Source organism: Mitsuokella sp. AF33-22 (assembly GCF_003475755.1).
Taxonomy (GTDB): Bacteria; Bacillota; Negativicutes; order Selenomonadales; family Selenomonadaceae; genus Mitsuokella.
The window spans coordinates 1-23,594 of record NZ_QRQA01000002.1 but is presented as its reverse complement, the minus strand read 5'-3'; the positions used below and the strand labels follow the sequence as shown (position 1 = coordinate 23,594).

23 protein-coding genes are annotated in these 23,594 nt (G+C 55.9%); 20 read left to right on the top strand and 3 right to left on the bottom strand.

The window, feature by feature from the left end:
• Positions 1–26: 26 nt before the first annotated feature.
• Positions 27–1,211 (bottom strand): iron-containing alcohol dehydrogenase, encoded by a 1,185-nt coding sequence (locus tag DWZ54_RS01445; protein ID WP_118474199.1) that lies wholly within the window; start codon positions 1,209–1,211, stop codon positions 27–29.
• 253 nt (positions 1,212–1,464) lie between these two features.
• Between DWZ54_RS01445 and DWZ54_RS01440 the strand changes: the two genes are divergently transcribed.
• From DWZ54_RS01440 to DWZ54_RS01420, 5 genes are all read left to right on the top strand, one after another.
• Complete coding sequence (locus tag DWZ54_RS01440) at positions 1,465–2,343, top strand: DMT family transporter (protein WP_158573591.1); 879 nt, start codon at positions 1,465–1,467, stop codon at positions 2,341–2,343.
• Positions 2,344–2,604: 261 nt separating this feature from the next.
• The gene (locus DWZ54_RS01435) at positions 2,605–2,805 is read left to right on the top strand and encodes a 4Fe-4S binding protein (RefSeq protein ID WP_118016169.1); all 201 of its coding nucleotides are present in this window, start codon (positions 2,605–2,607) and stop codon (positions 2,803–2,805) included.
• A complete protein-coding gene (locus DWZ54_RS01430; RefSeq protein ID WP_118474197.1) occupies positions 2,802–3,944 on the top strand; it encodes a 2-oxoacid:acceptor oxidoreductase subunit alpha in 1,143 nt (380 codons plus the stop codon). Before DWZ54_RS01435 ends, DWZ54_RS01430 begins: the two co-directional genes overlap by 4 nt.
• Positions 3,944–4,765 (top strand): 2-oxoacid:ferredoxin oxidoreductase subunit beta, encoded by an 822-nt coding sequence (locus tag DWZ54_RS01425; RefSeq protein ID WP_370245717.1) that lies wholly within the window; start codon positions 3,944–3,946, stop codon positions 4,763–4,765. The genes DWZ54_RS01430 and DWZ54_RS01425 overlap by 1 nt, the downstream gene beginning before the upstream one ends.
• Positions 4,762–5,292 carry a 2-oxoacid:acceptor oxidoreductase family protein gene (locus DWZ54_RS01420; protein WP_118474195.1) on the top strand — a complete coding sequence of 177 codons (531 nt, stop codon included), beginning with the start codon at positions 4,762–4,764 and terminating at the stop codon, positions 5,290–5,292. Before DWZ54_RS01425 ends, DWZ54_RS01420 begins: the two co-directional genes overlap by 4 nt.
• Before the next feature lie 92 nt (positions 5,293–5,384).
• Here DWZ54_RS01420 and DWZ54_RS01415 read toward each other — a convergent pair whose 3' ends face one another.
• Together DWZ54_RS01415 and DWZ54_RS01410 are read right to left on the bottom strand one after the other, a co-directional pair.
• Positions 5,385–5,660, bottom strand: coding sequence for a hypothetical protein (locus DWZ54_RS01415; RefSeq protein WP_118016173.1), 276 nt, complete (start codon positions 5,658–5,660; stop codon positions 5,385–5,387).
• Positions 5,661–5,757: 97 nt separating this feature from the next.
• On the bottom strand, positions 5,758–6,948 hold the full coding sequence (locus DWZ54_RS01410; protein ID WP_118474194.1) for an MFS transporter: 1,191 nt from the start codon (positions 6,946–6,948) through the stop codon (positions 5,758–5,760).
• Positions 6,949–7,160: 212 nt separating this feature from the next.
• Here DWZ54_RS01410 and DWZ54_RS01405 point away from each other — a divergent pair, with 212 nt between their 5' ends.
• From DWZ54_RS01405 to fucO, 15 genes are all read left to right on the top strand, one after another.
• Positions 7,161–7,964 (top strand): Cof-type HAD-IIB family hydrolase, encoded by an 804-nt coding sequence (locus DWZ54_RS01405; protein WP_118474193.1) that lies wholly within the window; start codon positions 7,161–7,163, stop codon positions 7,962–7,964.
• 5 nt (positions 7,965–7,969) lie between these two features.
• On the top strand, positions 7,970–8,905 hold the full coding sequence (rapZ, locus tag DWZ54_RS01400; RefSeq protein ID WP_118474326.1) for an RNase adapter RapZ: 936 nt from the start codon (positions 7,970–7,972) through the stop codon (positions 8,903–8,905).
• A gap of 2 nt (positions 8,906–8,907) precedes the next feature.
• Positions 8,908–10,233, top strand: a complete 1,326-nt coding sequence (yvcK, locus tag DWZ54_RS01395; RefSeq protein ID WP_118474192.1) for a YvcK family protein — start codon at positions 8,908–8,910, stop codon at positions 10,231–10,233.
• A 40-nt stretch (positions 10,234–10,273) separates the two neighbouring features.
• Positions 10,274–11,221, top strand: a complete 948-nt coding sequence (gene whiA, locus DWZ54_RS01390) for a DNA-binding protein WhiA (RefSeq protein WP_118474191.1) — start codon at positions 10,274–10,276, stop codon at positions 11,219–11,221.
• Entirely contained in the window at positions 11,218–12,051 is an 834-nt protein-coding gene (locus DWZ54_RS01385; protein WP_118474190.1) for a polysaccharide deacetylase family protein, read from the top strand. Before whiA ends, DWZ54_RS01385 begins: the two co-directional genes overlap by 4 nt.
• 7 nt (positions 12,052–12,058) lie before the next feature.
• Positions 12,059–13,459, top strand: a complete 1,401-nt coding sequence (locus tag DWZ54_RS01380) for a copper amine oxidase (protein ID WP_118474189.1) — start codon at positions 12,059–12,061, stop codon at positions 13,457–13,459.
• 73 nt (positions 13,460–13,532) lie between these two features.
• The gene (gene scfA, locus DWZ54_RS01375) at positions 13,533–13,670 is read left to right on the top strand and encodes a six-cysteine ranthipeptide SCIFF (protein ID WP_005841055.1); all 138 of its coding nucleotides are present in this window, start codon (positions 13,533–13,535) and stop codon (positions 13,668–13,670) included.
• A gap of 56 nt (positions 13,671–13,726) precedes the next feature.
• The gene (scfB, locus tag DWZ54_RS01370; RefSeq protein ID WP_118474188.1) at positions 13,727–15,127 is read left to right on the top strand and encodes a thioether cross-link-forming SCIFF peptide maturase; all 1,401 of its coding nucleotides are present in this window, start codon (positions 13,727–13,729) and stop codon (positions 15,125–15,127) included.
• 292 nt (positions 15,128–15,419) lie between these two features.
• The gene (gene gap, locus DWZ54_RS01365; protein WP_118016181.1) at positions 15,420–16,442 is read left to right on the top strand and encodes a type I glyceraldehyde-3-phosphate dehydrogenase; all 1,023 of its coding nucleotides are present in this window, start codon (positions 15,420–15,422) and stop codon (positions 16,440–16,442) included.
• A gap of 109 nt (positions 16,443–16,551) precedes the next feature.
• Positions 16,552–17,745 carry a phosphoglycerate kinase gene (pgk, locus tag DWZ54_RS01360; RefSeq protein ID WP_118474187.1) on the top strand — a complete coding sequence of 398 codons (1,194 nt, stop codon included), beginning with the start codon at positions 16,552–16,554 and terminating at the stop codon, positions 17,743–17,745.
• A 75-nt stretch (positions 17,746–17,820) separates the two neighbouring features.
• Positions 17,821–18,570, top strand: a complete 750-nt coding sequence (gene tpiA / locus DWZ54_RS01355; RefSeq protein ID WP_118016183.1) for a triose-phosphate isomerase — start codon at positions 17,821–17,823, stop codon at positions 18,568–18,570.
• A gap of 32 nt (positions 18,571–18,602) precedes the next feature.
• On the top strand, positions 18,603–20,132 hold the full coding sequence (gene gpmI, locus DWZ54_RS01350) for a 2,3-bisphosphoglycerate-independent phosphoglycerate mutase (protein ID WP_005841065.1): 1,530 nt from the start codon (positions 18,603–18,605) through the stop codon (positions 20,130–20,132).
• 120 nt (positions 20,133–20,252) lie between these two features.
• Complete coding sequence (locus DWZ54_RS01345; protein ID WP_199497591.1) at positions 20,253–20,945, top strand: iron-sulfur cluster assembly scaffold protein; 693 nt, start codon at positions 20,253–20,255, stop codon at positions 20,943–20,945.
• A 54-nt stretch (positions 20,946–20,999) separates the two neighbouring features.
• Positions 21,000–22,004, top strand: coding sequence for a GGGtGRT protein (locus DWZ54_RS01340; RefSeq protein ID WP_036375790.1), 1,005 nt, complete (start codon positions 21,000–21,002; stop codon positions 22,002–22,004).
• 288 nt (positions 22,005–22,292) lie between these two features.
• A complete protein-coding gene (gene fucO / locus DWZ54_RS01335; protein ID WP_118016185.1) occupies positions 22,293–23,441 on the top strand; it encodes a lactaldehyde reductase in 1,149 nt (382 codons plus the stop codon).
• The last annotated feature ends 153 nt before the right edge of the window (positions 23,442–23,594 follow it).

Here is a 23,594-nt window from a genome sequence, read left to right as displayed (position 1 = left end):
GCTTGTTTCTGTGGCTTAGTTCCTGCTCAATGATTGGCGAGCTTGTAGATGGCGATGACATCCTTTTTCGTCAGGGGGTGGAAGGTGCCGAGCTTCTTGGTGTCGCCAGCCGTGGCGAGGTCGGCGAGCTCCGTGATCGTCTCGTTGCTCAGCGTCTTGCCGAAGAGTTCCTTGAGGCTTACCGGCATGCCGATGCCCTGGAAGTAGGCGACCATCTTCTCGATGCCGAGGCGGGCCCGCTCCTCTTCCGTGCCGGTCTCGATGCCGAAGATGCGCTCGGCGTATTGGGCGAAGCGGGCGGGATCGTCGCGATAGACGTATTCGGCCCAGGCCCCCCAGACCGAGGTCAGCGAGGCGCCGTGCGTCACATCGTAGCGCGCGCTGAGTTCATGGCCGAGCTTGTGGCAGGAGAAGTCCTTGCCGCGGCCGAGCCCCGTGAAGTCGCAGTGCGAGACGCTGCCGCACCACATGATTTCGCTCATGGCATCGTAGTCTTCCTGGTTCTCGATGGCCACGCGGGACTTGTTCATGACTGTCTTGATGACGGATTCGGCGACGTAATCGGTCAGCATGTTCTCGGCCTTGACGTTCGTGAAGTAGCGCTCCATCGTGTGCATGAGGATGTCCGAGATGCCGCAGACGAGCTGGCGTTTCGGGACCGTGAAGGTGAGCTCTGGATTCATGAAGGCGACGACCGGGCGGTTTAAGGGGGTATTGAGGCCCATCTTGCGCGATGTCTCTTCATTCGTCAGGACGGCGGAATCGCTCGTCTCACTGCCGGCTGCGGCAATCGTCAGCACCGAGCCCATCGGCGTCGTCTTCTCGAGTTTGGCATGGCCCGTCCAGAAATCCCAGACATCCGTGTGCGGATTGGCCACGCCGTGTGCGATGGCCTTGGCCGAGTCGATGACGCTGCCGCCGCCGACGGCCAGGATGAAATTGGCCTTGAAGAGCAGTGCTTCGCGCACGCCTTCGCGGACGAGCGAGAGGCGCGGGTTCGGCTGCACGCCGCCGAGCACCTGGAAGGCCAGGCCGTTCGCCGTCAGCTGGCATTCGATGCGCGAGAGCAGGCCGGAGCGCACGACGCTGCCGCCGCCGTAAACGATAAAGACGCGGCTGCCGCCGTAAGCGCGAATCTTTTCGGCGACCTGATCCTCGGCATGACGCCCAAAGACGATCTCCGTCGGGCATTTGAAGGTAAAGTTCTGCATGGAAAAATCCTCCGTAATCCATAAATCATACATCCATCTAAGTGTTTGGCTATGTGGATAGTATTGGGCGTTCAAAGCGGGAAATCCTGCCAGCTTTTGGGAAAGGTACGGATCTCACCGTATTTTTCGTAAAAGAGGTCTTCTGTCCACGCACAAAATTGGGGATTTCTGTTAAAATGTCTTTCTGTATGCATGAAATAAGATGGTGGCCTGAGGCCGCTGACGCATAAACGCATGGAAAGGATGGATGGACATGACAACAAAACGCGCGGAGTGCCTGCTGCTCTTTGTGACTTTCTGCTGGGGCTCTTCATATCTCTTCATGAAAGACGGTCTGACGGATCTCGGTGCCTTTGCCATTGTCGCCTGGCGCTTCGGCATCGCCTTCCTGGCAGCGGGACTGCTGCTCGGGAGCGGCTGGAAGCGCGTCACCTGGTCGATGGTGCGTGCCGGCGCCCTCGTCGGGCTCATGGTTTTCTTGGCCTTCAGCCTGCTCGTCAAGGGCGTGGCTTACACGAGCACGACAAACGCCGGCTTCATCACGAGCATGATGGTTGTGTTCATTCCCTTCGTCGAGCGCTTCGTCTACGGGCGGCCGCTGCGCCGCTCGGTCTGGATGACTTCGGCGCTCTCTTTGCTCGGTATCGGCTGCCTGACGCTTTCGGGCGGGCTCAGTCTCAATCCCGGTGATGTCTTCTGCCTGATCGGTGCGATGCTCTGCGCCTTGCAAGTCTCGTATGCCAGCCGCCTGCTCGTGCACATGGATGCCGTGACGCTCGGCGTCCTGCAGTTCGGGTTCACCGCGCTCTTCGGCCTTTTGACGGCGCTTTACCTTGGCGAACCGATGATGCCGCACGGCACGAGCTGGGGCAGCATGATGTACCTTGGCCTTGTGTGCTCGGCCTTCGGCTTCCTGGCACAGCTTCAGGCACAGCGCTTCATTGCAGCCGAACGCGTCGGCATCCTGTTCTCGCTGGAGCCTGTGTTTGCTGCCATTATCGGCGTTATTTGCCTGCACGAGAGCTTCGGCTTCTCGCATCTCGCCGGCGCCGCACTCGTGCTCATGAGCGTCGTGCTCTCGGGCAAGAGCGACAGCTCCGCGGAGAAAGCGGATCAAACGGCAAAAGCTTGACTTTATACTAAAAAAATGATACGGCAGCAGGAGTTTGTCCATTTGTGACGAACTCCTTTTTTATAGGAATATAAGACAGATTATTAAGAGTATTTTGTTATAGAATACATACAAATATACACAATAAAAACCAGATTAATTTACAAAAATACTGGATTTATAAATATATTTCTGCTATGATGTAAAAGTATATGGCAGATTAAATATAGTAACTATGCATTATCTATATAAAAGCCGTGTTATTTCTTAGGAGGGAACGCTATGAAGTCAGAGATCACCATTAAGACGGTGCGCTGCAAAGGCTGCGGCATCTGTGTGGCTTTCTGCCCCAAGGCTGTGCTGGCGCTCAGTGAGCTTGGCAAGGTCCAGGTCGTGAATAAAGAGGCATGCATTGCCTGCGGCCAGTGCGAACTGCGCTGCCCGGATTATGCGATTTTCGTGGATAAGGAGGCAGCAAAATGAGCAAGGCAAGATTGATGCAGGGCAATGAAGCGTGCGCAGAGGGCGCAATCGCGGCAGGTGTAAATTTCTTTGCCGGTTATCCGATCACCCCGTCGACGGAAATCGCAGAGACCATGGCGCGCCTGCTCCCGAAACACGGCGGCAAATTCGTGCAGATGGAAGACGAGATTGCCAGCATGGGCGCCATTCTCGGTGCTTCGCTGGCCGGCTCCAAGGTCATGGATGCGACGAGTGGTCCGGGCTTTTCCCTCAAGCAGGAGCTCATCGGCTATGCAGCCTGCGCTGAGATTCCCTGCGTGCTCGTCGACGTTCAGCGCGTCGGTCCCTCGACGGGCCAGCCGACGGCGCCGTCGCAGGGCGATGTCATGCAGGCGCGCTGGGGCACGCATGGCGACCATCCGATCATTGCCCTCTCTCCCTGGAGCGTCCGCGAGACATACGATGCAACCGTCATGGCAGTGAATTATGCCGAGCGCTTCCGCACGCCGGTCATCCTGCTGATGGATGAAGTTATCGGCCACCTGCGCGAGAAAGTGGAGCTGCCGGATCACGTGGATGTCTATCCGCGCCGCAAGCCGAAGAAGACGCGTGCCGAAGGCTATGAACCGTATGCGCCGGCCGAGGACCTCGTGCCGGATGTCGCGGATTTCGGTCAGGGCTACCGCATCCATGTGACGGGTCTCATCCATGATGAGACGGGCTTCCCCTCGGGCAGCCCGCAGGTCACGGAAGACTCCATCCGCCGCCTGCACGAGAAGATCGACCGCGTTGGTGAAGAGATCATCCACACGGAATCGTATTTCATGGACGATGCCGAATACGCCGTCGTTTCCTTTGGCGGTTCGGCCCGCACGGCCTATGAATCGGTCCAGGCGGCACGGGCCAAGGGGCAGAAGGTCGGCCTTCTGCGCCTCATGACCATCTGGCCGTTTGCCGATGCTGCCATCAGGCGCCTGGCGGCGAAGGTCAAAGGCATCCTCGTTGCGGAGCTCAACTACGGGCAAATCGTGCACGAGGTGCGCCGCGCTGTGGCCGGGCAGTGCCCCGTGGAACTCTGCGGGAAATACGATATGAGATCGTTTGAGCCGGAGGACATTTCCTCCGCCATCGACAAGATGATTGCAGGGGGGAATAAATGATGGAACGGAGCTTTGAACGTTATTTTCGCCAGAATCACCTGCCGCACCTCTGGTGCCCGGGCTGCGGCAACGGCATCGCGATGAAGGCCATCGTGCAGGCGATTGAGCAGAAGGGACTGTCCCAGGACAACACCGTCATCGTCTCCGGCATCGGCTGCTCGTCGCGTGCATCCGGCTACATGGATTTCGATACGCTGCATACGGCCCATGGCCGCGCCATCCCGTTTGCCACGGGCATCAAGCTGGCCAATCCGGATCTAAACGTCGTCGTCATCACGGGTGATGGTGACTGCACGGCCATCGGCGGCAATCACTTCATTCACGGCTGCCGCCGCAACGTGGACCTCACGGTCGTCATGTTCAACAACAATATTTACGGCATGACGGGCGGTCAGGCTTCGCCGACGACACCAATCGGAGCCAAGGCCACGACGGCACCGTATGGTTCCGTTGACCGCACCTTCGATGCCTGCGAGCTCGCCGAAGCAGCCGGTGCGACGTATGTCGCCCGCTCGACGGCTTTCCACGTTACGCACATGACGAATATGATCGCCGCCGGTCTCGACAACAAGGGCTTTTCCTTCATCGAAGCCATGGTCCAGTGCCCGACGGCCTTTGGCCGCAAGAACCGCATGGGCGGCCCGGCTGACATGATGAAGTGGATGCGCGATCATGCCGTCATGAAGGCCGCCTGGGACAAGTTGCCGCAGGAGAAACGCGAGGGCAAGTTCCCGATTGGCTGCTTCCTGCAGACAGAGGCTATTGACTACGATACGGCATACGATCAGGTAATCGAACGGGCAGGGGGTGCTGCAAAATGAGAAAACAGCTTAGATTATCAGGCTCCGGCGGACAGGGCGTCATCACGGCAGCCATCATCTTTGCCGAGGCGGCGGTCGCCGAAGGCAAGGAAGCCGTGCAGTCCCAGTCGTATGGCCCGGAAGCCCGCGGTGGTGCGTCGAAGTCCGAAGTCATCATCGATGACAAGCCTATCTTTCATCCGCATGTCATCGTGCCGGATCTCGTGCTCGCCATGACGCAGAAAGCGGCGGACAAGTACTATAAGGACCTCAACCCCAACGGCCTGCTCGTCCTTGACGAACAGCTCGTGCCAAACGTCCCCGATTTTCCGCATGTCGTGCGCATCCCCATCACGAAGCTCGCAATCGAAGAAGTCGGCAAGCCGCTCTTCGCGAACATCGTGGCGCTCGGCGCCCTCGTGCGGCTGACTGGCCTCGTCTCGTTTGACACCATCAAGCAGGCCGTCGCCCACCGTGTGCCGCCTCATACCGTCGAGCAGAACATGAAAGCCCTGCAGATCGGCTGGGACGCAGCAGACAAGGCATAAAACGTATCTTATATCGATATAAATGAAAAGCTGATTATCATGAATGGCATCTTGTTCATGATAATCAGCTTTTATTTTATTTTGAAGCATCGTTAGCTCAGTTGCAGGATATAATGCATACATAAGACGATGAAACAGACAATAGATAAGCCGAAAGAAAAGATTTCCACGCAGCGAACCGGATAGACGCAATGCAGCGGGATATCCATGACGCGCGGCACGTTGCTGGCGAGCAGGGAGATGGCGATGGAGACATAGAGCAGGATGATTGTCAGGGAGCCGGATGAGGATTCAGCGAAAGCCCGGATCAGGAGATAGAGGGCAAAGGCGATGAAAAAGTAGGCGATTTTATCATTATGGAAGCTCATAGTCTCACGTCCCTTCGTTTGGTATTGGATACGTATTTATTTCGTTGGAAGGGGGCGGAAATCCTGCCACGGGCAGCGGCTTTTCCGTTCTTGTAGATCAGCAGGGCATGGCATGGTAGCGGCGCCAGACGGCGGTGCTCAGCAGGAGCAGGATCACGCCGGAGAGAGCAAAGACCCAATGCATGCCGAGGTACGTCGCAATCAGGCCGCCGAGCAGTGGCCCTGCCATTGAGCCGACCTGCTGGGCGGCAAAGAGCATGCCGAAGATGCGTCCCTTGTACGATGGCGGCGTGTTGCTGGCCAGTATGGCATTGATGGCAGGGTGGATGCCGCAGAAGAAGAGGCCGCCGACGAACTGCATGATGGCAAAGGGCACGAGGGTGTCGGGGATGCCCTGGATGATCATGGAGATGCCGGCACCCGTCATGCCGAGACACATGGCCTTGAAGAAGCCGCGGCGCTGGCCAAAGGTGCCCCAGATTGGTGCCGCCATGGCGCCGGCGATGCCACCGAGCGAGAAGACGAGACCGGCGACGAAGACGATATTCGGCAGAGGACCTGCGAGCTTGGCGACGTACGTCGTGAGAACCGGCTGCAGGATCAGGATGACCATCTGTACGAGCGTGCCGCAGAGCAGCATGTTGCGCAGCAGCGGCATCCGCCAGGGCGAGCATTCCGTGGCGTCAGGAATGTCTTCTTTTGCCGCTCCTGTTTTAGCAGGCGTGGGAGGTTCCTTGATGATGAACGTAAAAATCAGGAAGTTTGTGAAGAGCGCGGCTGCGGCCAGAAAGAATGAGTAACGCATGCCGACGGCCTCGGCAAGGATGCCGCCGAGCAGCGGCCCCACGACACCGCCGGCCGTCAGTGTACCCTGCATGATGCCGAGACAGAAGCCGAGCCTGGAGGGGGGTGCATAAAGCGTCATGATGGCGAGGTCCATGGGCCATAGTCCTGAAGCAAATCCCTGGAACAGGCGCATGAGCGTCAGCTGTTCCGGAGACTGTACGATGCCGCCGAGGAAATAGCTGATGGAGAGGAGAAAGCTCGCACGCATGGCCATGATGCGTTTTCCTTTCGTATCGGCCATCTTTCCCCAGATCGGGGCCATGATGGCCGATACGAGGAAGGAGGCGGAGAAGACGATGCCGGACCAGATGTTGACATCCGCCTGGCTGACGCCGAGCTCCATGGTCAGGTACATGGGCAGGAACGGGATGAGCATGGTATAGCTGGAGGACATGAACAGTATGTTGCAGGTGAGGATGACGAGAACAAGCTTCCAGTTCAATAAAAGACCTTCTTTCTAAAAATAAAAAACGATTTCAAGTACGAAGGGCATCTGCAACGAAGCGTCGGCGTAGATGCATAACTGAAATCTTCCTCTATTTTACCACGATTTGTCAACAGAGCAAAAGGAAGTTTTGTGGTCAATGCTTGCATTTTCGCCGCAATGTGAGAAAATAGAAGCGGACACTTTCCCTTTTGCAGAGGAGGTATGATATGTCTATTAAATTGTTTGTTACGGATCTTGATGGAACACTGCTCCCAAAAGGTCAGCAGGTTTCGCAGGAAAATATAGATGCCGTTCAGGAGGCCGTTAAGGCTGGCGTTACGGTGACGATTGCCACAGGCCGCATGTATCGGGCGGCGCTGCCGGTTGCACTGACCCTCGGGGTGGATGTTCCCATCATTACATATAATGGTGCATTGATCAAATCCACCAGCGGCGAGGTGTTTTATGAGAGCTTTTTGCCCAAGAAGGTTATAGCAGATGTCGTGTCGTTCTGTCAGGAAAGAGGCTGGTATCTTCAGTCATGCAGTCATGATGAGCTTTATCTGCCCGCACACACATCGGAAGCGGAAGGGTATGAAGCAGCGCAGAACATCAAGGGACATGTAGTGGGCTGGGATGGCCTCAAGGCACATAATGAGGCTGTCTGCAAGCTGCTTTCGATTACATCCGGTGCAGAGGAGACAGATGCGCGTATTCGTGAGATGCGTGCGTATTTTGGTTCTGAAATTGCTGTAGTGCGCTCAAATGCCAATTACGTTGAAATCGTGAATCCCGGCGTTTCCAAAGCCGCGGGGATTCAGCATCTGGCGGATAAGCTGGGGGTTAAGCTTGATGAGGTTATGGCGATTGGTGACGCCAACAATGATTTGCCGATGCTCAAGGCCGCCGGCCACAGCATTGCGATGGGCAACGCCGTGCCGGAGGTCAAGGCCGTATGCGATGCCGTGACGACGACCTGTGAAGAAAATGGCTTTGCCAAGGCTATCTATGACTATGTACTGAGAGGATGATCATCATGACAACGGAACAGGATCACAAGAAACTGACGCAGATCGTGGATGATTCGTTTCGCCTGGTTATCGTGACGGGCATGTCTGGCGGCGGCAAGACGCAGGCCAGCCGCTTCCTGGAGGATATGGGCTATTTCTGTGTTGACAATCTGCCGCCGGTGTTCATTCCGAAATTCGTGGAGCTCTGCAAGCATGCGGGCGGCCATGTGCGCCGTGTCGTACTGGTCGTGGATACGCGCAGCCGGGAATTCTTCGATACGTTCGTGCATACGCTCGAGGATATGGATCAGGACGATGTGCCGTATGAGATGCTCTTCATGGATGCTTCCGATGCGGCAATCATCCGCCGTTACAAAGAAACGCGCCGCCGTCACCCGATGGCGCCGTATTCGAGAATCTCAGAAGGCATTGCGAAGGAACGCGAGCGCCTGGCGCCGGTACGGGCCAAGGCGACGTACATCATCGACACATCAGAGCTCAAGAAAGTGGACCTGCGCGACAAGCTGCGCCGTCTTTTCGGCAAATCGGGCGGCGAGCAGATGAATATCAATGTACTTTCCTTCGGCTTCAAATTCGGCATGCCGCTCGATGCGGATATGGTCCTCGACGTGCGTTTCCTGCCGAATCCGTTCTACATCGAATCCATGCGCCACAAGAGCGGCGCGGTGCCGGAGGTAGCGGAATACATCGCGAAATGGCCGGTGACCAAGGAGTTCACGCGGCTGCTCGACGAAATGCTGGATTTCCTCGTGCCGCAGTATATCAAGGAGGGCAAGAGCCAGCTGGTCATTGCCGTGGGATGTACGGGGGGCATGCACCGCAGCGTTTATATTGCCAAACATATCTATGATCGTCTCAATGCGCAGGGCTTTTCAGCACGTCTGGAGCACCGTGACCTGATGAAGAATGATGTGCGAGAGCATGTGCGTGAGGAGTGTTGAGCATGCATCTTTTGAAATGGCTCTATCCCGGCATGAAATTCAAGCGCTGGCTGCTGCTGTTTTCAGCCGGTGTCATGCTGGTCAGCCTGGGGCTGGCGCTCGTCTTCAACTATAAATATCTCGATGTCATCGAGGAGACGATTTTCCGCGTCGTCTATCTCTGGAAGGGCAGCTACAATTATATGTTCACGACGCTCGTGGGCATTGCTGTCGTCATCCTGGGAATCGTTCTGATGCTGGTGGCGACGCGTTTTGTCATCCGTTCGGTCATCATGGTCCTGCTGCCGGATAATTCAGAGCGATTGGTTGACATCATCTACGAAAAACGCCGTCTCGGCAAGGGGCCGTCCATCGCTGTCATCGGCGGCGGCCACGGTCTCTCCGTCCTGCTGCGCGGCATCAAGTCTGCAACATCAAACGTGTCTGCGATTGTCACGGTGGCCGATGACGGCGGTTCATCCGGGCGCCTGCGCGAAGACCTCGGCATCATCCCGCCTGGCGATTTGCGCAACTGTCTCGTGGCCCTGGCGGATACCGAGCCCTTGATGGAAAAGCTGTTCCAATACCGCTTCAAGGGCAAGAGTGAGCTGGCCGGCCATTCCTTTGGCAACCTCTTTATCGCGGCGATGACCGAGGTCACGGGCGATGTCGAGATGGCCCTGCGGGAATCCTCAAAGGTCCTGGCCGTCAAGGGTGAAGTCCTGCCGGCTTCCAAGGAGCATGTGCGCCTCGATGCCATCATGGAGGACGGCACGATCGTGGAGGGCGAGTCCCATATCCCGGAGGTGCACAAGCGCATCCGCCGGGTCAAGCTTTTCCCTCAGCATGTCCAGCCCGTGCAGGCTGCTCTCGATGCCCTGATGCATGCCGATGCCATCATCCTGGGGCCCGGCAGCCTCTACACGAGCATCATGCCGAATCTCCTGGTTGATGGTGTGGCAGAAACCCTGCGCAAGAGCAAGGCAGTTAAGATCTATATCTGCAATGTCATGACCCAGCCGGGAGAGACGGATGGCTATACGGCGTCGATGCATGCCAAGGCCATCCTCGATCACGGCGGCCGCGGCGTCATCGATTACATGCTGGTCAATTCCGCCACGATCTCAAAAGAGATGAAGGTCCAGTATGCCAAGCAGGGAGCGTATCCGGTCGAAGTCGATGAGGATGCCATCAATGCACTCGGCATCGGCTTCATCAAGGCGGATATCATCAATGAGACGGATCTCATCCGCCACGATCCGGACAAGCTTTGCCGCAATGTCATGAAAATGGTGGACGGCCTGCGCCCTGGCCTCGGCAGTGATCATTACATGCGCGAATCGCATTGAGGCGGGAAATTTGTGTCAAGCAAGATGAGAGGATGGTGTTATGCCGTCATTTGCCACTGAGGTCAAGAATGAGCTGGCCCGTTACATCCCGGAGGAATCCTGCTGCCGCAATGCGGAGCTGGCTGCCCTGCTGCGCATGGGAGCTACGATTACCTTTGGCCTGCGTCACACCTTCGGCCTGAATTTCACGACGGAGAATGCCGCCGTGGCGCGCAAGACGCTGCAGCTGCTGAAGCTTGAAGGGCACGGCCTGCGCACGGAGATCACGGTCAGCCGCAGCCGCCGTCTCAAGAAACACAACAGCTATGCCGTGCGGGTCATGCCGGAGCCGGCTGTGGCCGATTTGCTGGAACATCTTGGCTTCCTGCACGATGAGAGCCTCAACATGGAGTCAGACCGGGACCTCCTGAAGAAAAACTGCTGCCGCGCGGCCTATCTGCGCGGCGCTTTCTTGGGTGGGGGCAGTGTCAACCGGCCGGAGGCGAGCTACCATCTGGAGCTCGTGACCGGGAATTACGGATTTGGCAATCTGCTCTATACCCTGATGCGGCGCATGATGTTCCCGGTAGGCTTTACCGACCGCAAGGAAGATTACATTGTTTATCTCAAGGAGGGCGATGCCGTCATTGACTTTCTGGCCATGCTGCGGGCGGACAAGTCCGTCGAGGCTTTTGAGATTGCGCGCAATCTCAAGGAGGTGCGTGAACAGGTCAACCGCCTCGTCAATTGTGAGACGGCCAATCTGCAGAAGACGGTGGATGCGGCCGGGCGGCAGGTCGCGGATATCAGGCGCCTGGCGGCCCGGGAGGGCGGTCTTGAGGCCTTGCCGAAAAAACTCAGGGAAACGGCTGAGGCACGGCTGGCGCGTCCCGATGCCAGCATCGTGGAGCTTGGAGAATTATTGGGCGTAAGCAAATCGGGCATGAACCATCGCCTGCGGAAACTGCATGCGATGGCACTTGCTGCGGAAGGAGAGAAACATTCGTGAATCGTTTGAAGAAATGGATCATAGGGCTCTGCTTCATCGTGTTGGCGGTCTTCCTGTGGATCCTGGCATCGCCATCGCCGGAAGGCGTGCTGGTGCTGGAGTATCATCAGGTAACGGAACATACGGATGAAGATGCGTATCGTTACAATGTGCCGCCGGAGGATTTTCGTCAGCAGCTTTCGTATTTGCAGAGCCAGGGATATACGACAATCTCCATGCTGGATTTCATGAGGGCAAAAAAAGGCAAGCAGGAGCTGCCGGAAAAGCCCCTGATCCTGACGTTCGACGATGGCTATGAAGATAATTATACGACGCTGCTGCCGATACTCGAGGAATACGGGATGAAGGCAACGGTTTATGTCGTGACGAACAACATCGGCCAGCCGGGATATCTGACCTGGAATGAACTGCGCGATATGCAGGGACGCGGCATTGAGATCGGCAGCCATACGGCGAATCATCAGCCGCTGACGCAGCTGCCGCCGGCAATGCGTGCCGACGAGGTGCGCCTATCCAAGCTGCTCATGGAGTGGAACGGGATCCATACGATTTTTACGTTCTCTTATCCGAATGGTGCGTTTGATGCCAGTCTGCCGGCCCTGCTGCAGCAGAATGACTACTTGACTGCTGTGACGGGCGATGCCGGTTACAACACGTTTGCGACGAATCCATACCTTATGCAGCGCGTCAATATCCCCCATCCGCGCTTTGGCTTGCTGGAGTTCAAGCTGCGCCTGTTCAAGGCAGAGGTATTTACAAAACTCGGAATCCATCAGCATCTGGCTGGTGAAAATGGAGAAGATTTACCGATTACGGTAAGGAGGAATTGAAGGCAGGATGATAAAAGGCAAGAAGTATATGGTGGCGGGCGTGCTGGCCTGTTTGCTGGCAGGGAATGTGATGCTTCCCGGCAATGCTTCCGCTAAGGATATATCGCTTTCAGAGCAGCCGTCTCTTGATACGGTGAAGGCGTCCGGACAGCTGGTGGCAGAAAAGGACCTGACTGCTCCCGTGGCAGCTGCCGTAAATCAGGAAACCGTTGAGAAAGCGGCGGGCAGGACTGAGAAGAAGAGCAGGAAGGACCGGCATAAGAAGGCGGTGCAGCCAGCACCGAAGACCGGGGAGGCGACGGCTTTGAATATCCAGCAGCGCGTGGCGGCCATCCTGCGGCAGCGCATGGCAGAAGAAAATAAATGGCGCGCCAAGTCTCACATGATGCGCATGTGGCCGGTGGAGTCCGAGGACACGGGCGGAACGCTGATTTTTTCCGACAGCCCGGAATCCGTCACGGAGGACGGCATCCTCTACCAGGACAGTGTGGCGGGAGATGCCCGCGTGCTCTACTATCACCTGAACAGCAGCAACGCGCCGAAAAAGGTCGCGGTGGTGCTGGAAAATGACGGTGACGGCTCTACCATCGTGCGTGTGACGCGCGGCGGTACGAGTGCGCCGAGCGGCGATTATCTGGATGTCGGCAAGAATACACAGGAGGCGTACTTCAACGGTTCGCGCCATGAGCTCATCTATTTGCGTCCGGACAACAAGAAGCTGCTGCAGCCGCAGATGGATAAAACCGTCCTGCAGCCCGGGCAGCTTGTCTACGGTGTTTATGATTTCACGGCCAGCCGCAAGGTGAAGGTGTCCGTCATCATGTATCCTGCTGATCAGGATCCCATTGAATTCCTCAAGTCGGCCCGCGTGCTGCCGAAGGATGAACAGCGGCTGCGCGGCACCTTCCATGGCATGGATCGCATCGTGACATCTCAGACGCCATACGATCCGACGCAGGATGGCATCGTGTATTTCCCGCTGGCCGATGATCTCCATGACCGTTACCGCGTCGGCATCGATGCGACGGACGGCAGCCAGGTTATCAATTACGGCAATTACGGCGTTCTTTACCGGCTGGAGATCCCGACCACGGGGAGTGGCGCCACGCAGTATTTCCTGAGCCCGCTCGGCGGCGTCTACGCCGGTGCGATGACTGTGCAGTACGGCACGAATCCTTCCCGCATGCTCTCGACACCTTATGGGCGCACGTTCTTCGGCGACAGCACGCCGCCGGAGTCGCCGAATGCCGAGCAGGCGCGCAATGAGGGGCTGGCACTGCTCACGGAATATACGGAGCTGGCCGATCTCGGCACGTATGAGAATGATAAGAAGACGGTTTTTGAGTTCTCGCCGCCAGGGGCATCCAACCTGCCGGTCAATATCATCATGATGCCGTCGAATAATTAAATCTTGCGTTCCATCTGGAAAACAGATAAAATAAAAAGAAGATAGCATTTTTATCTAGTTAGGAGGGCTGACGATGAAACACATCAAGACGGTCAACAAACCTTCGATGCAGGCTTCACTCAAGACGGGCGGCTGCGGTGAGTGCCAGGCATCCTGCCAGTCTGCTTGCAAGACTTCCTGCACGGTAGGCAATCAGGTTTGCGAGAAATAAGTTTTCGTGAAGAGCCTTCCCATTTGGGAAGGCTTTTTTCTATCAAAGGAGTAACGATGAAAGCGAAAATCCATAAATTCGAACAGGGCGGCCATTACATTCTGCTCGATATCAACAGCGGGGCGGTCCACGTCGTCGATAAGATGATCTATGACATGATGGACATCTTTGACGGCACGAACGATGAGGCCGTCGTGGCAGCCCTGAAGGAGACATACCCGGAGGCAGATCTGCGCGAGGCGCTCGGCGAGCTTCACGAGCTCATGCAGGTGGGCGAGCTCTTTGCACCGGATATCGATGTGCCGCCAACGTTCAAGCAGAAAGGGCTTATCAAGTCGATCTGCCTCATGGTCGCACAGGACTGCAACCTGCGCTGCAAGTACTGCTTCGGCGACGGCGGCAGCTACGGCCAGGAACGCGCTGTCATGACGCCGGAAGTCGGCAAGCGTGCCATCGATTTTCTCATTGAGAGCTGCGGCCCGCGCAAGCACTGCGAGGTCGATTTCTTCGGCGGTGAACCGCTCATGAATATGAAGACTGTCAAGGCCGTGACAGAGTATGCGCGCCAGCGTGAGAAAGAGACGGGCAAGAAATTCAAGCTCACGATGACGACAAACGGCATGCTGTTGAATGATGAGAACATCAAATGGCTCAACGACAATGACTTCTCACTCGTGCTTTCCCTCGACGGCCGCAAGGAAGTCAACGACGCCATGCGTCCGGATGCCGGCGGGCACGGCACCTATGACCGCATCGTGAAGAACTTCAAGAAGTGCATTGCGAGCCGCAAGGGCGGGGACTACGATTATCGCGGCGTCTATACGTATCTGCGCGGCACGTACACGCACAACAACATGGACTTCACGAAGGATGTCCTCTCGATGGTCGATGAGGGCTTCAACATCCTGTCGGTTGAGCCGGTTGTCATGAAGGACAGCCCGCTGGGCTTCACGGAGGAGGACCTGCCGCGCATCCGTGAGGAGTACGACCGCCTGACCGAGGCCTACATGAAGCGTCACCGCGAGGGACGTGGCTTCTGGTTCTTCCATTTCAACATGGATCTCTCGAATGGTCCGTGCGTTGCCAAGCGTCTTTCGGGCTGTGGTGCCGGCCATGAGTACGTTGCGGTTTCCGAGAACGGCGACCTCTATCCGTGCCATCAGTTCGTCGGCCGCGAAGGCTACAAACTCGGCAGTATCTACGATGGGGTCACGAATACGGAGCTGCCCGCTTATTTCCGTGAGAGCCATGTGCTCAACAAGGAAAAGTGCCGCGACTGCTGGGCGCGTTTCTTCTGCTCGGGCGGCTGCCATGCCAATGCTGACCTTTTCCACGGCGACATCCGTCAGCCGTATGAAGTTGGCTGCGAGATTCAGAAAAAGCGTCTCGAGTGTGCCATCCTCGTACAGGCCCTGCTGGCCTTGGAGAAAATGGATAAAGAAGAAGCCGCGGATTAAGCCTTGATCTATTAATTCCATTTATGATTATGACAGCGCCTTGACAAGTATTTTTGCTTGTCAAGACGCCTTTTTTTGCGTGAAATCCTATTGTTTATCAGTGTTTGAAGGGAGTTGGGCCGCGAAAGTTTCTTGTTAAAGATTTTGTATATAATATTCAGATAATAAATGCTTTTGGCTATTCTGTAATTGCTTCAATTTATGATAAAAGCATTGACATCTGGCCCGCGCTTATTGTATTATTGACCTGTAAGAACTGAACTTCTAAGAATATTTAGGGGGTAATTTTCAAATGGCAGTAAAAGTTGCTATCAATGGTTTTGGTCGTATCGGCCGTCTCGCATTCCGTCAGATGTTCGATGCTGAGGGTTATGAAGTTGTTGCTATCAACGACCTCACGAAGCCGTCCATGCTCGCATACCTGCTGAAGTACGATTCTTCCCAGGGCAAGTACGAGTACGCCGACACGGTTTCCGCTGATGACGAAGCTGGTACGATCACGGTCAAAGGCAAGACGATCAAGATCTATGCTGAGCGTGATGCAAAAGACATTCCTTGGGCTAAGCATGATGTAGATGTCGTTCTCGAGTGCACGGGCTTCTACACGTCCAAGGAGAAGGCTTCTGCTCATCTCGTAGCAGGCGCTAAGAAAGTTGTTATCTCCGCTCCGGCTGGTAACGACCTCCCGACGATCGTTTACAACACGAACCACAAGACGATCCCGGCTGGCACGAAAGTTATCTCCGCTGCATCCTGCACGACGAACTGCCTCGCACCGATGGCTGACGCTCTGAACAAGTTCGCTCCGATTAAGAGCGGCATCATGCAGACGATTCACGCTTTCACGGGCGACCAGATGGTACTCGATGGCCCGCAGCGCAAGGGTAACCTCCGCCGCAGCCGTGCTGCTTCCGAGAACATCGTTCCGGCTTCCTCGGGTGCTGCTAAAGCTATCGGCCTCGTTCTGCCGGATCTGAACGGCAAACTCATCGGCGCTGCACAGCGCGTTCCGACCCCGACGGGCTCCACGACGCTGCTCTATGCTGTTGTTGAGGGTGAAGTTACGGTTGAGGGCATCAACGCTGCCATGAAGGCTGCTCAGACGGAGTCCTTCGGCTACAACGAGGACGAGATCGTTTCGAAGGATATCGTCGGCATGCGTTATGGCTCCCTGTTCGATGCTACGCAGACGATGGTTTCCCATACGGGCGACGGCAACTCCCTCGTACAGGTTGTTTCCTGGTACGACAACGAGAACTCCTACACGAGCCAGATGGTTCGCACGATCAAATACTTCGCTGAGGAAGTTAAGTAATTGAATTAAGAGTTCTCAACTGAATACAGTAGAAGATCTCTTGAGGTCCGGCCGTTTGTTTGGGCCGGACCTCATTTATTATGAGAAAATAAACCCTGGAGGTTTTACGATGAACAAGAAAACCATCAAAGATATCGACGTAAACGGCAAGAAAGTATTTGTCCGCGTCGATTACAATGTTCCGTTTGACGACAAGATGAACATCACGAACGATACGCGCATGGTCCGCACGCTGCCGACCCTGAACTATCTGCTCGATCATGGTGCAGCTCTCGTCATCGCCTGCCACATCGGCCGTCCGACCGAGGCTCGCGAGGACAAGTTCTCCACGAAGTATCTTGTCAAGCACCTCTCCGAGCTGCTCGGCCGTGATGTCAAGTGGGCATCCGACTGCGTCGGCGCTGAGGCGGATGCCGCAAAGGCTGCGCTGAAGCCGGGCGAGGTCCTGCTGCTTGAGAACCTCCGCTACCATAAGGAAGAGAAGAAGAACGATCCTGAGTTCGCGAAGCAGCTTGCTTCCGGCTGCGACCTCGCAGTCGACGATGCTTTCGGTGTTTCCCACCGTGCACATGCTTCGAACGCAGGCGTTCCGAAGTACATCGAGACGGTTGCCGGCTTCCTGATGGAAAAAGAAATCAACTACATCGGCAAGACGCTTGAGAACCCGCAGCATCCGTTTGTTGCCATCATCGGCGGCGCCAAAGTTTCCGATAAGATCGGCGTTATCAGCAACATGATCGACAAAGTCGATACGATCATCATCGGCGGCGGCATGGCTCATACGTTTGATGCAGCCAAGGGCCTGCCAATCGGTGATTCCCTCTGTGAGCCGGATAAGTACGATCTTGCCCGTGAGCTGCTCAAGAAGGCTGCTGACAAGGGCGTAAAGGTTGTCCTGCCGCTTGATCTCGTCATCGCTGACAAGTTCGCAGCTGATGCCAACACGAAGACAGTTGATGTCGACAAGGTTCCCGATGGCTGGCAGGCACTCGATTCCGGCAAGAAGACGTCGGAAGAGTACACGAAAGCCCTTGAAGGCGCCAAGACGGTTATCTGGAACGGACCGATGGGCGTATTTGAGTTTGATGCTTTCGCAAAAGGCACGCTCGCTGTTGCCAAGGCTGTTGCCAAGGCTACGGAGAACGGCGCAATCTCCATCGTCGGCGGCGGCGATTCTGTTGCAGCCCTCAAGAAGACGGGCCTGACGGACAAGATCTCCCATGTCTCCACGGGCGGCGGCGCTACGCTTGAGTTCCTCGAAGGCAAAGAGATGCCGGGCATTGCAGCACTCGCTGACAAATAAGATGTTTTAGGATCCGGGGGGCCGCTCTGCGCTCCTTCGGATATGCAGATAAGCATTTAGGGGGTATTTTTTAAAATGGCAAGAACTCCGATTATTGCAGGCAACTGGAAAATGAACAACACGATCGTCGAGGGCAAGAACCTCGTCCGCGGTCTGGCTCCGCTCGTCAAGGATGCCAAGGTAACGGTTGTCGTCTGCCCAACGGCTACGGCTCTCGCTGCTGTTGCTGATGCCGCTCTCGGCACGAACATCCATGTTGGCGCTCAGAACGTTCATTGGGAAAAGAACGGTGCCTTCACGGGTGAAATCTCCACGGGCATGCTCAACGAGATTGGCGTAGACTACTGCGTCCTCGGTCACAGCGAGCGCCGCGGCTATTTCGGCGAGACGGATGAGGGCGTCAACAAACGCGCTCATGCTGCTTTTGCTGCTGGCATCACGCCGATCATCTGCTGCGGTGAGTCCCTCGAGCAGCGCGAAGCTGGCGTTTATCTCGACTTCGTCGCTGGCCAGGTCAAGGCTGCTCTTGCTGGCTTCAAGCCGGAAGAAGTAGCAGAGCTCGTCATCGCTTACGAGCCGATCTGGGCTATTGGCACGGGCAAGACGGCGTCCTTCGAGCAGGCTGAAGAAGTTTGCGCACACATCCGCAAGACGGTTGCCGCTGAATTCGGCCAGGAAGCAGCTGACGGTATCCGCATCCAGTACGGCGGCAGCGTCAAGCCGGCTACGATCAAAGACCTCATGAAGCAGCCGAACGTCGATGGCGCCCTCGTTGGCGGTGCATCGCTCAAGGCCAAGGACTTCAGCGAGATCGTAAACTACTAATTCGTTTCCTTTAGAAGGAGTAGTAATCTACAATGGCAAAAATCAAACATGCACCAGTCGCTCTCATCATCATGGATGGCTGCGGCCTCGGTGGCAAGCTCGATAAGAGCAATGCTGTGGAAGCGGCGAAGACTCCGGTCCTCGACGGCCTCATGGCAAACTACAACACGAGCCATCTGCAGGCTTCCGGCGAATTCGTCGGCCTGCCGGACGGCCAGATGGGCAACTCGGAAGTCGGTCACACGAACATCGGTGCCGGCCGCCTGGTTTACCAGCAGCTGACGCGCATCACGCGTGATATCAAGAACGGCGATTTCTTCAAGAATGAAGTCCTCGTCAAAATTATGCAGGATGCCAAAGCAAATGGCGGTGCTGTGCACCTCCTCGGCCTTGTTTCTCCGGGCGGCGTACACAGCCACCAGGGTCACCTCTATGCACTCCTCGAGATGGCCAAGCAGCAGGGTGTCAAGGACGTCTACGTCCATGCCTTCCTTGATGGCCGCGATGTGCCGCCGCAGAGCGCACAGCCGTACCTTGAGGAGCTTGAGGCAAAATGCAAGGAAATCGGCGTCGGCAAGATTGCAACGGTTGCCGGCCGCTATTATGCCATGGACCGTGATCATCGCTGGGATCGTGAGCAGAAGGCCTATGAGGCCATCGCTCATGCAGAAGGCGTTGTCGCAGACGATCCGGTGGCTGGCCTCAAGGCAAGCTACGAGAACGGCGTCAATGACGAGTTTGTCGTACCGTTCGTCGTCAAGGGTTACGAGGGCATGAAGAACGGCGACGGCGCCATCTTCTTCAACTTCCGTCCGGACCGTGCACGTCAGCTCACGCATGCATTCGTCGATGAGACGTTCGACGGCTTTGAGCGCGACGAAGATCTCAAGATTCCGTTCGCTACGTTCTCCCAGTATGAGGATGGCATGAATGCAGCTGTTGCGTTCCCGCCGGAGCACATCGACAAGACGCTCGGCGAGATCATCCAGGACAACGGTCTCACGCAGCTCCGCATCGCTGAGACGGAGAAGTACGCGCATGTCACGTTCTTCTTCAACGGCGGTGTTGAGGAACCGTACAAGGGCGAAGACCGCATCCTCGTTCCGAGCCCGAAGGTCGCCACGTACGACCTCAAGCCGGAAATGAGCGCTGTTGAGGTTACGGATAAGGTCTGTGAGGCCATCCGTTCCGAGAAGTACGATTTCATCATCCTCAACTATGCCAACTGCGATATGGTTGGTCATACGGGCGTCTTCCCGGCAGTCGTCAAGGCTGTTGAGACGGTTGACTCCTGCGTTGGCCGCTTCGTCGCAGCCATCAAGGAAGTCGGCGGCGAGGTCTGCATCACGGCTGACCACGGCAATGCCGATAAGATGATGGATTACGTCAACAACCAGCCGTTCACGAAGCACACGACGAACGCTGTACCGTTCATCGTCGTTTCGGATCGTGTCAAGTCCGTCAAGGATGGCGCGCTCTGCGACATCGCACCGACGCTCTTGACGCTGGCTGGTCTTGATATCCCGAAAGAAATGACGGGCAAGAACCTCGTAGAGCTTTAATTGTGCGGTAGAGGCGGCATTCCCTTGAGCAGGGAGGGGCAGGCGACTGCCCTCTGTGCTGGCCCCAGAGAGAATGCACCTCAGTATTATATTTTAGAAAAGAGAGGAATACGAACAATGATTGCTTATTCACAGAAAGTGGAAGACATGGCATGCGTAGCACAGGAAGTACATCACGGTGCTGCCCCGATTCCTGAAGAAGGCAAATGGGTAAAATCCAAGAATGTCCAGGACATCAGCGGCCTGACGCACGGTGTTGGCTGGTGCGCTCCGCAGCAGGGTGCCTGCAAACTGACGCTCAACGTCAAAGACGGCATCATTCAGGAAGCCCTCGTTGAGACGGTCGGCTGCTCGGGCATGACGCATTCCGCAGCTATGGCTGCTGAGATCCTGCCGGGCCTGACGGTCCTCGAGGCTCTCAACACGGACCTCGTCTGCGATGCCATCAACACCGCTATGCGTGAACTCTTCCTCCAGATTGCCTATGGCCGCAGCCAGACGGCGTTCTCCGATGACGGTCTGCCAATCGGCGCTGGCCTCGATGACCTCGGCAAAGGCCTGCGCAGCCAGGTTGGTACGCTTTACGGCACGCTGAAGAAGGGCCCGCGTTACCTCGAACTCGCAGAAGGCTACGTCACGAAGCTCGCTCTCGACAACGAAGGCCGCATCATCGGCTACGAAGTCGTACAGCTCGGCAAAGTCATGGAAGCTGTCCGTGCTGGCAAGGATGCCAATGAGGCAATCAAGGCCAACACGAGCACGAAGGGCCGCTTCAAAGACGGCGTTAAGTTCATCGATCCGCGCGAAGAGTAATATCGCTGCGTGACGAGATTCCGGGTTTCAAGGTAAAAGGAAGGAATGAATAGAATGTCATTATTCGAAGGCTATGAGCGCCGTATTGATCAAATCAACGAAGTCTGCAAACAGTATGGTCTGGCTTCCATTGAAGATGCCAAGAAAGTCTGCGACGAGAAGGGCATCAACCCGTACCAGATCGTAGAGGATCTGCAGCCGATCGCATTCGAGAATGCAAAATGGGCTTATACGCTCGGTGCTGCTATCGCCATCAAGAAGGGCTGCACGAAGGCTGCTGATGCTGCCAAGGCTATCGGCGAAGGCCTGCAGGCTTTCTGTGTACCGGGTTCCGTTGCTGACCACCGCAAGGTTGGTCTTGGCCACGGCAACCTCGGCGCTATGCTCCTTTCCGAGGATGCTGGCTGCTTCGCATTCCTCGCTGGCCACGAGTCCTTCGCGGCTGCAGAGGGTGCTATCGGTATCGCCAAGACGGCAAACAAGGTTCGCAAGAACCCGCTGCGCGTCATCCTCAACGGCCTCGGCAAGGATGCTGCTCAGATCATCAGCCGCATCAACGGCTTCACGTATGTCGTAACGGATTACGACTTCAAGACGGGCAAACTCAACATTGTTGAGGAAATCAAGTACGGCTCGGATCCTGAGCGTGCAAAAGTTAAGTGCTACGGTGCTGACTCCGTTCAGGAAGGCGTTGCCATCATGGAGCATGAGGATGTTGATATCTCCATCACGGGCAACTCCACGAACCCGACGCGCTTCCAGCATCCGGTTGCAGGCTGCTACAAGAAAGCCTGCATCGAGAAGGGCAAGAAGTACTTCTCGGTTGCTTCGGGCGGCGGCACGGGCCGTACGCTCCATCCGGACAACATGGCAGCCGGCCCGGCTTCCTATGGTATGACGGATACGATGGGACGTATGCACGGTGATGCTCAGTTCGCAGGTTCTTCCTCCGTTCCGGCACACGTCGACATGATGGGCCTCATTGGCGCCGGCAACAACCCGATGGTCGGCATGACCGTTGCTGTTGCTGTTGCTGTACAGGAAGCAATGAACAAATAATTCACCGCGTGTGAATCTCTTGCATAGAGACGGAGCTCAAAAGGGCTCTGTCAGGCAGTAAAAAGACCGCAGTTCAAAAGGACTGCGGTCTTTTGCTGTCTTTGCTATGGCTTATTGCCCGGAGGGGCAAGCGGGGGGATTTGGCAGACTAAATCTTCGTAAATTCTTGTTTTATGATTATTTTTTTGAGATAAAATTTCTGTTTATAGTAGCATGTTTTGCGTTTATAGCGTATAATAAAAAGGAAGTTAGAGATTTCACATATATGATGTTGCAGGAGGTTTTATCATGGTCAATCGTATCGTCTTGAACACAGTCTCGTATCATGGCAAGGGTGCCATCGAAGAAATCCCAGGCATTGCACAGCGCGAGGGCTTTCATAAAATCTTTGTCTGCTCTGACCCGGATCTGGTGAAATTCGGTGTGACGGCCAAGGTCACGGATCTGCTCGAAAAAGCGGGTATCGATTATACGCTGTATTCAGAAATCAAACCAAATCCAACAATCAAGAATGTACAGGATGGTGTCAAGGCTTATCAGGAAGCCGGCGCTGACTCCATCATCGCCATTGGCGGCGGTTCCTCGATGGATACGGCGAAGGCAGTCGGCATCATTATCAAGAACCCGGAATTTGCCGATGTGCGTTCGCTCGAGGGCGTGGCGCCGACGAAACACCATGCCGTAAAGACCATTGCCGTGCCGACAACGGCAGGCACAGCTGCTGAGGTCACGATCAACTACGTCATCACGGATCCTGAGAAGGTCCGTAAGTTCGTCTGCGTGGATGAGCATGATATACCGGCTTATGCCGTCATCGACCCCGACATGATGTCTTCGATGCCGAAGGGACTTACGGCTTCGACCGGCATGGATGCCCTGACGCATGCAATTGAAGGCTACACGACGAAGGGCGCCTGGGAAATGACCGATATGATGCATATTGAGGCCATTCGCCTGATTGCCGAGAATCTGCGTCAGGCCGTGGAGAATGATCCGCAGGGACGTGCCGGTATGGCACTTGGACAGTATATCGCCGGCATGGGCTTCTCGAACGTGGGGCTTGGCATCGACCATGCGATGGCGCATACGCTTTCTGCTCACTATGATACGCCGCATGGTGTTGCCTGCGCGATGCTGCTGCCGATTTCCATGGAGTTCAATAAGGAATATACCGGCACGCGCCTGCGCGAGGTAGCACGTGCGATGGGCGTCAAGGACGTTGACAGCATGAGCCAGGAAGAGTACCGCACGGCAGCCATCGATGCGGTCAAGAAACTCTCCGCGGATGTTGGCATTCCGGCTACACTCGATAAGATCAAGGAAGAAGATCTTGATCAGCTGGCTGACGATGCACTGAAGGATGCCTGCTATCCGGGTAACCCGCGCGAAGCCACGCCTGATCAGGTCAAGGAGCTGTTCCGCAAGATCATGGCATAAGCATACAGGGGATGGCTTCGGTTTAAGATCACGAGGCCTGCAGTCGCATGCAGGCCTTTTTATATTTTTTATAAAAGGGTGTTGACAAACGCAGCGCTATCCTGTATCATAATACAAGTCGCTGAGAGATACGGCCACCACGAACGAGCGCCT

Coding starts and splice junctions, on each gene's coding strand:
- DWZ54_RS01445 (WP_118474199.1), bottom strand. CDS start 1,211: ATGCAGAACTTTACCTTCAAATGCCCGACGGAGATCGTCTTTGGGCGT.
- DWZ54_RS01440 (WP_158573591.1), top strand. CDS start 1,465: ATGACAACAAAACGCGCGGAGTGCCTGCTGCTCTTTGTGACTTTCTGC.
- DWZ54_RS01435 (WP_118016169.1), top strand. CDS start 2,605: ATGAAGTCAGAGATCACCATTAAGACGGTGCGCTGCAAAGGCTGCGGC.
- DWZ54_RS01430 (WP_118474197.1), top strand. CDS start 2,802: ATGAGCAAGGCAAGATTGATGCAGGGCAATGAAGCGTGCGCAGAGGGC.
- DWZ54_RS01425 (WP_370245717.1), top strand. CDS start 3,944: ATGGAACGGAGCTTTGAACGTTATTTTCGCCAGAATCACCTGCCGCAC.
- DWZ54_RS01420 (WP_118474195.1), top strand. CDS start 4,762: ATGAGAAAACAGCTTAGATTATCAGGCTCCGGCGGACAGGGCGTCATC.
- DWZ54_RS01415 (WP_118016173.1), bottom strand. CDS start 5,660: ATGAGCTTCCATAATGATAAAATCGCCTACTTTTTCATCGCCTTTGCC.
- DWZ54_RS01405 (WP_118474193.1), top strand. CDS start 7,161: ATGTCTATTAAATTGTTTGTTACGGATCTTGATGGAACACTGCTCCCA.
- rapZ (WP_118474326.1), top strand. CDS start 7,970: ATGACAACGGAACAGGATCACAAGAAACTGACGCAGATCGTGGATGAT.
- yvcK (WP_118474192.1), top strand. CDS start 8,908: ATGCATCTTTTGAAATGGCTCTATCCCGGCATGAAATTCAAGCGCTGG.
- whiA (WP_118474191.1), top strand. CDS start 10,274: ATGCCGTCATTTGCCACTGAGGTCAAGAATGAGCTGGCCCGTTACATC.
- DWZ54_RS01380 (WP_118474189.1), top strand. CDS start 12,059: ATGATAAAAGGCAAGAAGTATATGGTGGCGGGCGTGCTGGCCTGTTTG.
- scfA (WP_005841055.1), top strand. CDS start 13,533: ATGAAACACATCAAGACGGTCAACAAACCTTCGATGCAGGCTTCACTC.
- scfB (WP_118474188.1), top strand. CDS start 13,727: ATGAAAGCGAAAATCCATAAATTCGAACAGGGCGGCCATTACATTCTG.
- gap (WP_118016181.1), top strand. CDS start 15,420: ATGGCAGTAAAAGTTGCTATCAATGGTTTTGGTCGTATCGGCCGTCTC.
- pgk (WP_118474187.1), top strand. CDS start 16,552: ATGAACAAGAAAACCATCAAAGATATCGACGTAAACGGCAAGAAAGTA.
- tpiA (WP_118016183.1), top strand. CDS start 17,821: ATGGCAAGAACTCCGATTATTGCAGGCAACTGGAAAATGAACAACACG.
- gpmI (WP_005841065.1), top strand. CDS start 18,603: ATGGCAAAAATCAAACATGCACCAGTCGCTCTCATCATCATGGATGGC.
- DWZ54_RS01340 (WP_036375790.1), top strand. CDS start 21,000: ATGTCATTATTCGAAGGCTATGAGCGCCGTATTGATCAAATCAACGAA.
- fucO (WP_118016185.1), top strand. CDS start 22,293: ATGGTCAATCGTATCGTCTTGAACACAGTCTCGTATCATGGCAAGGGT.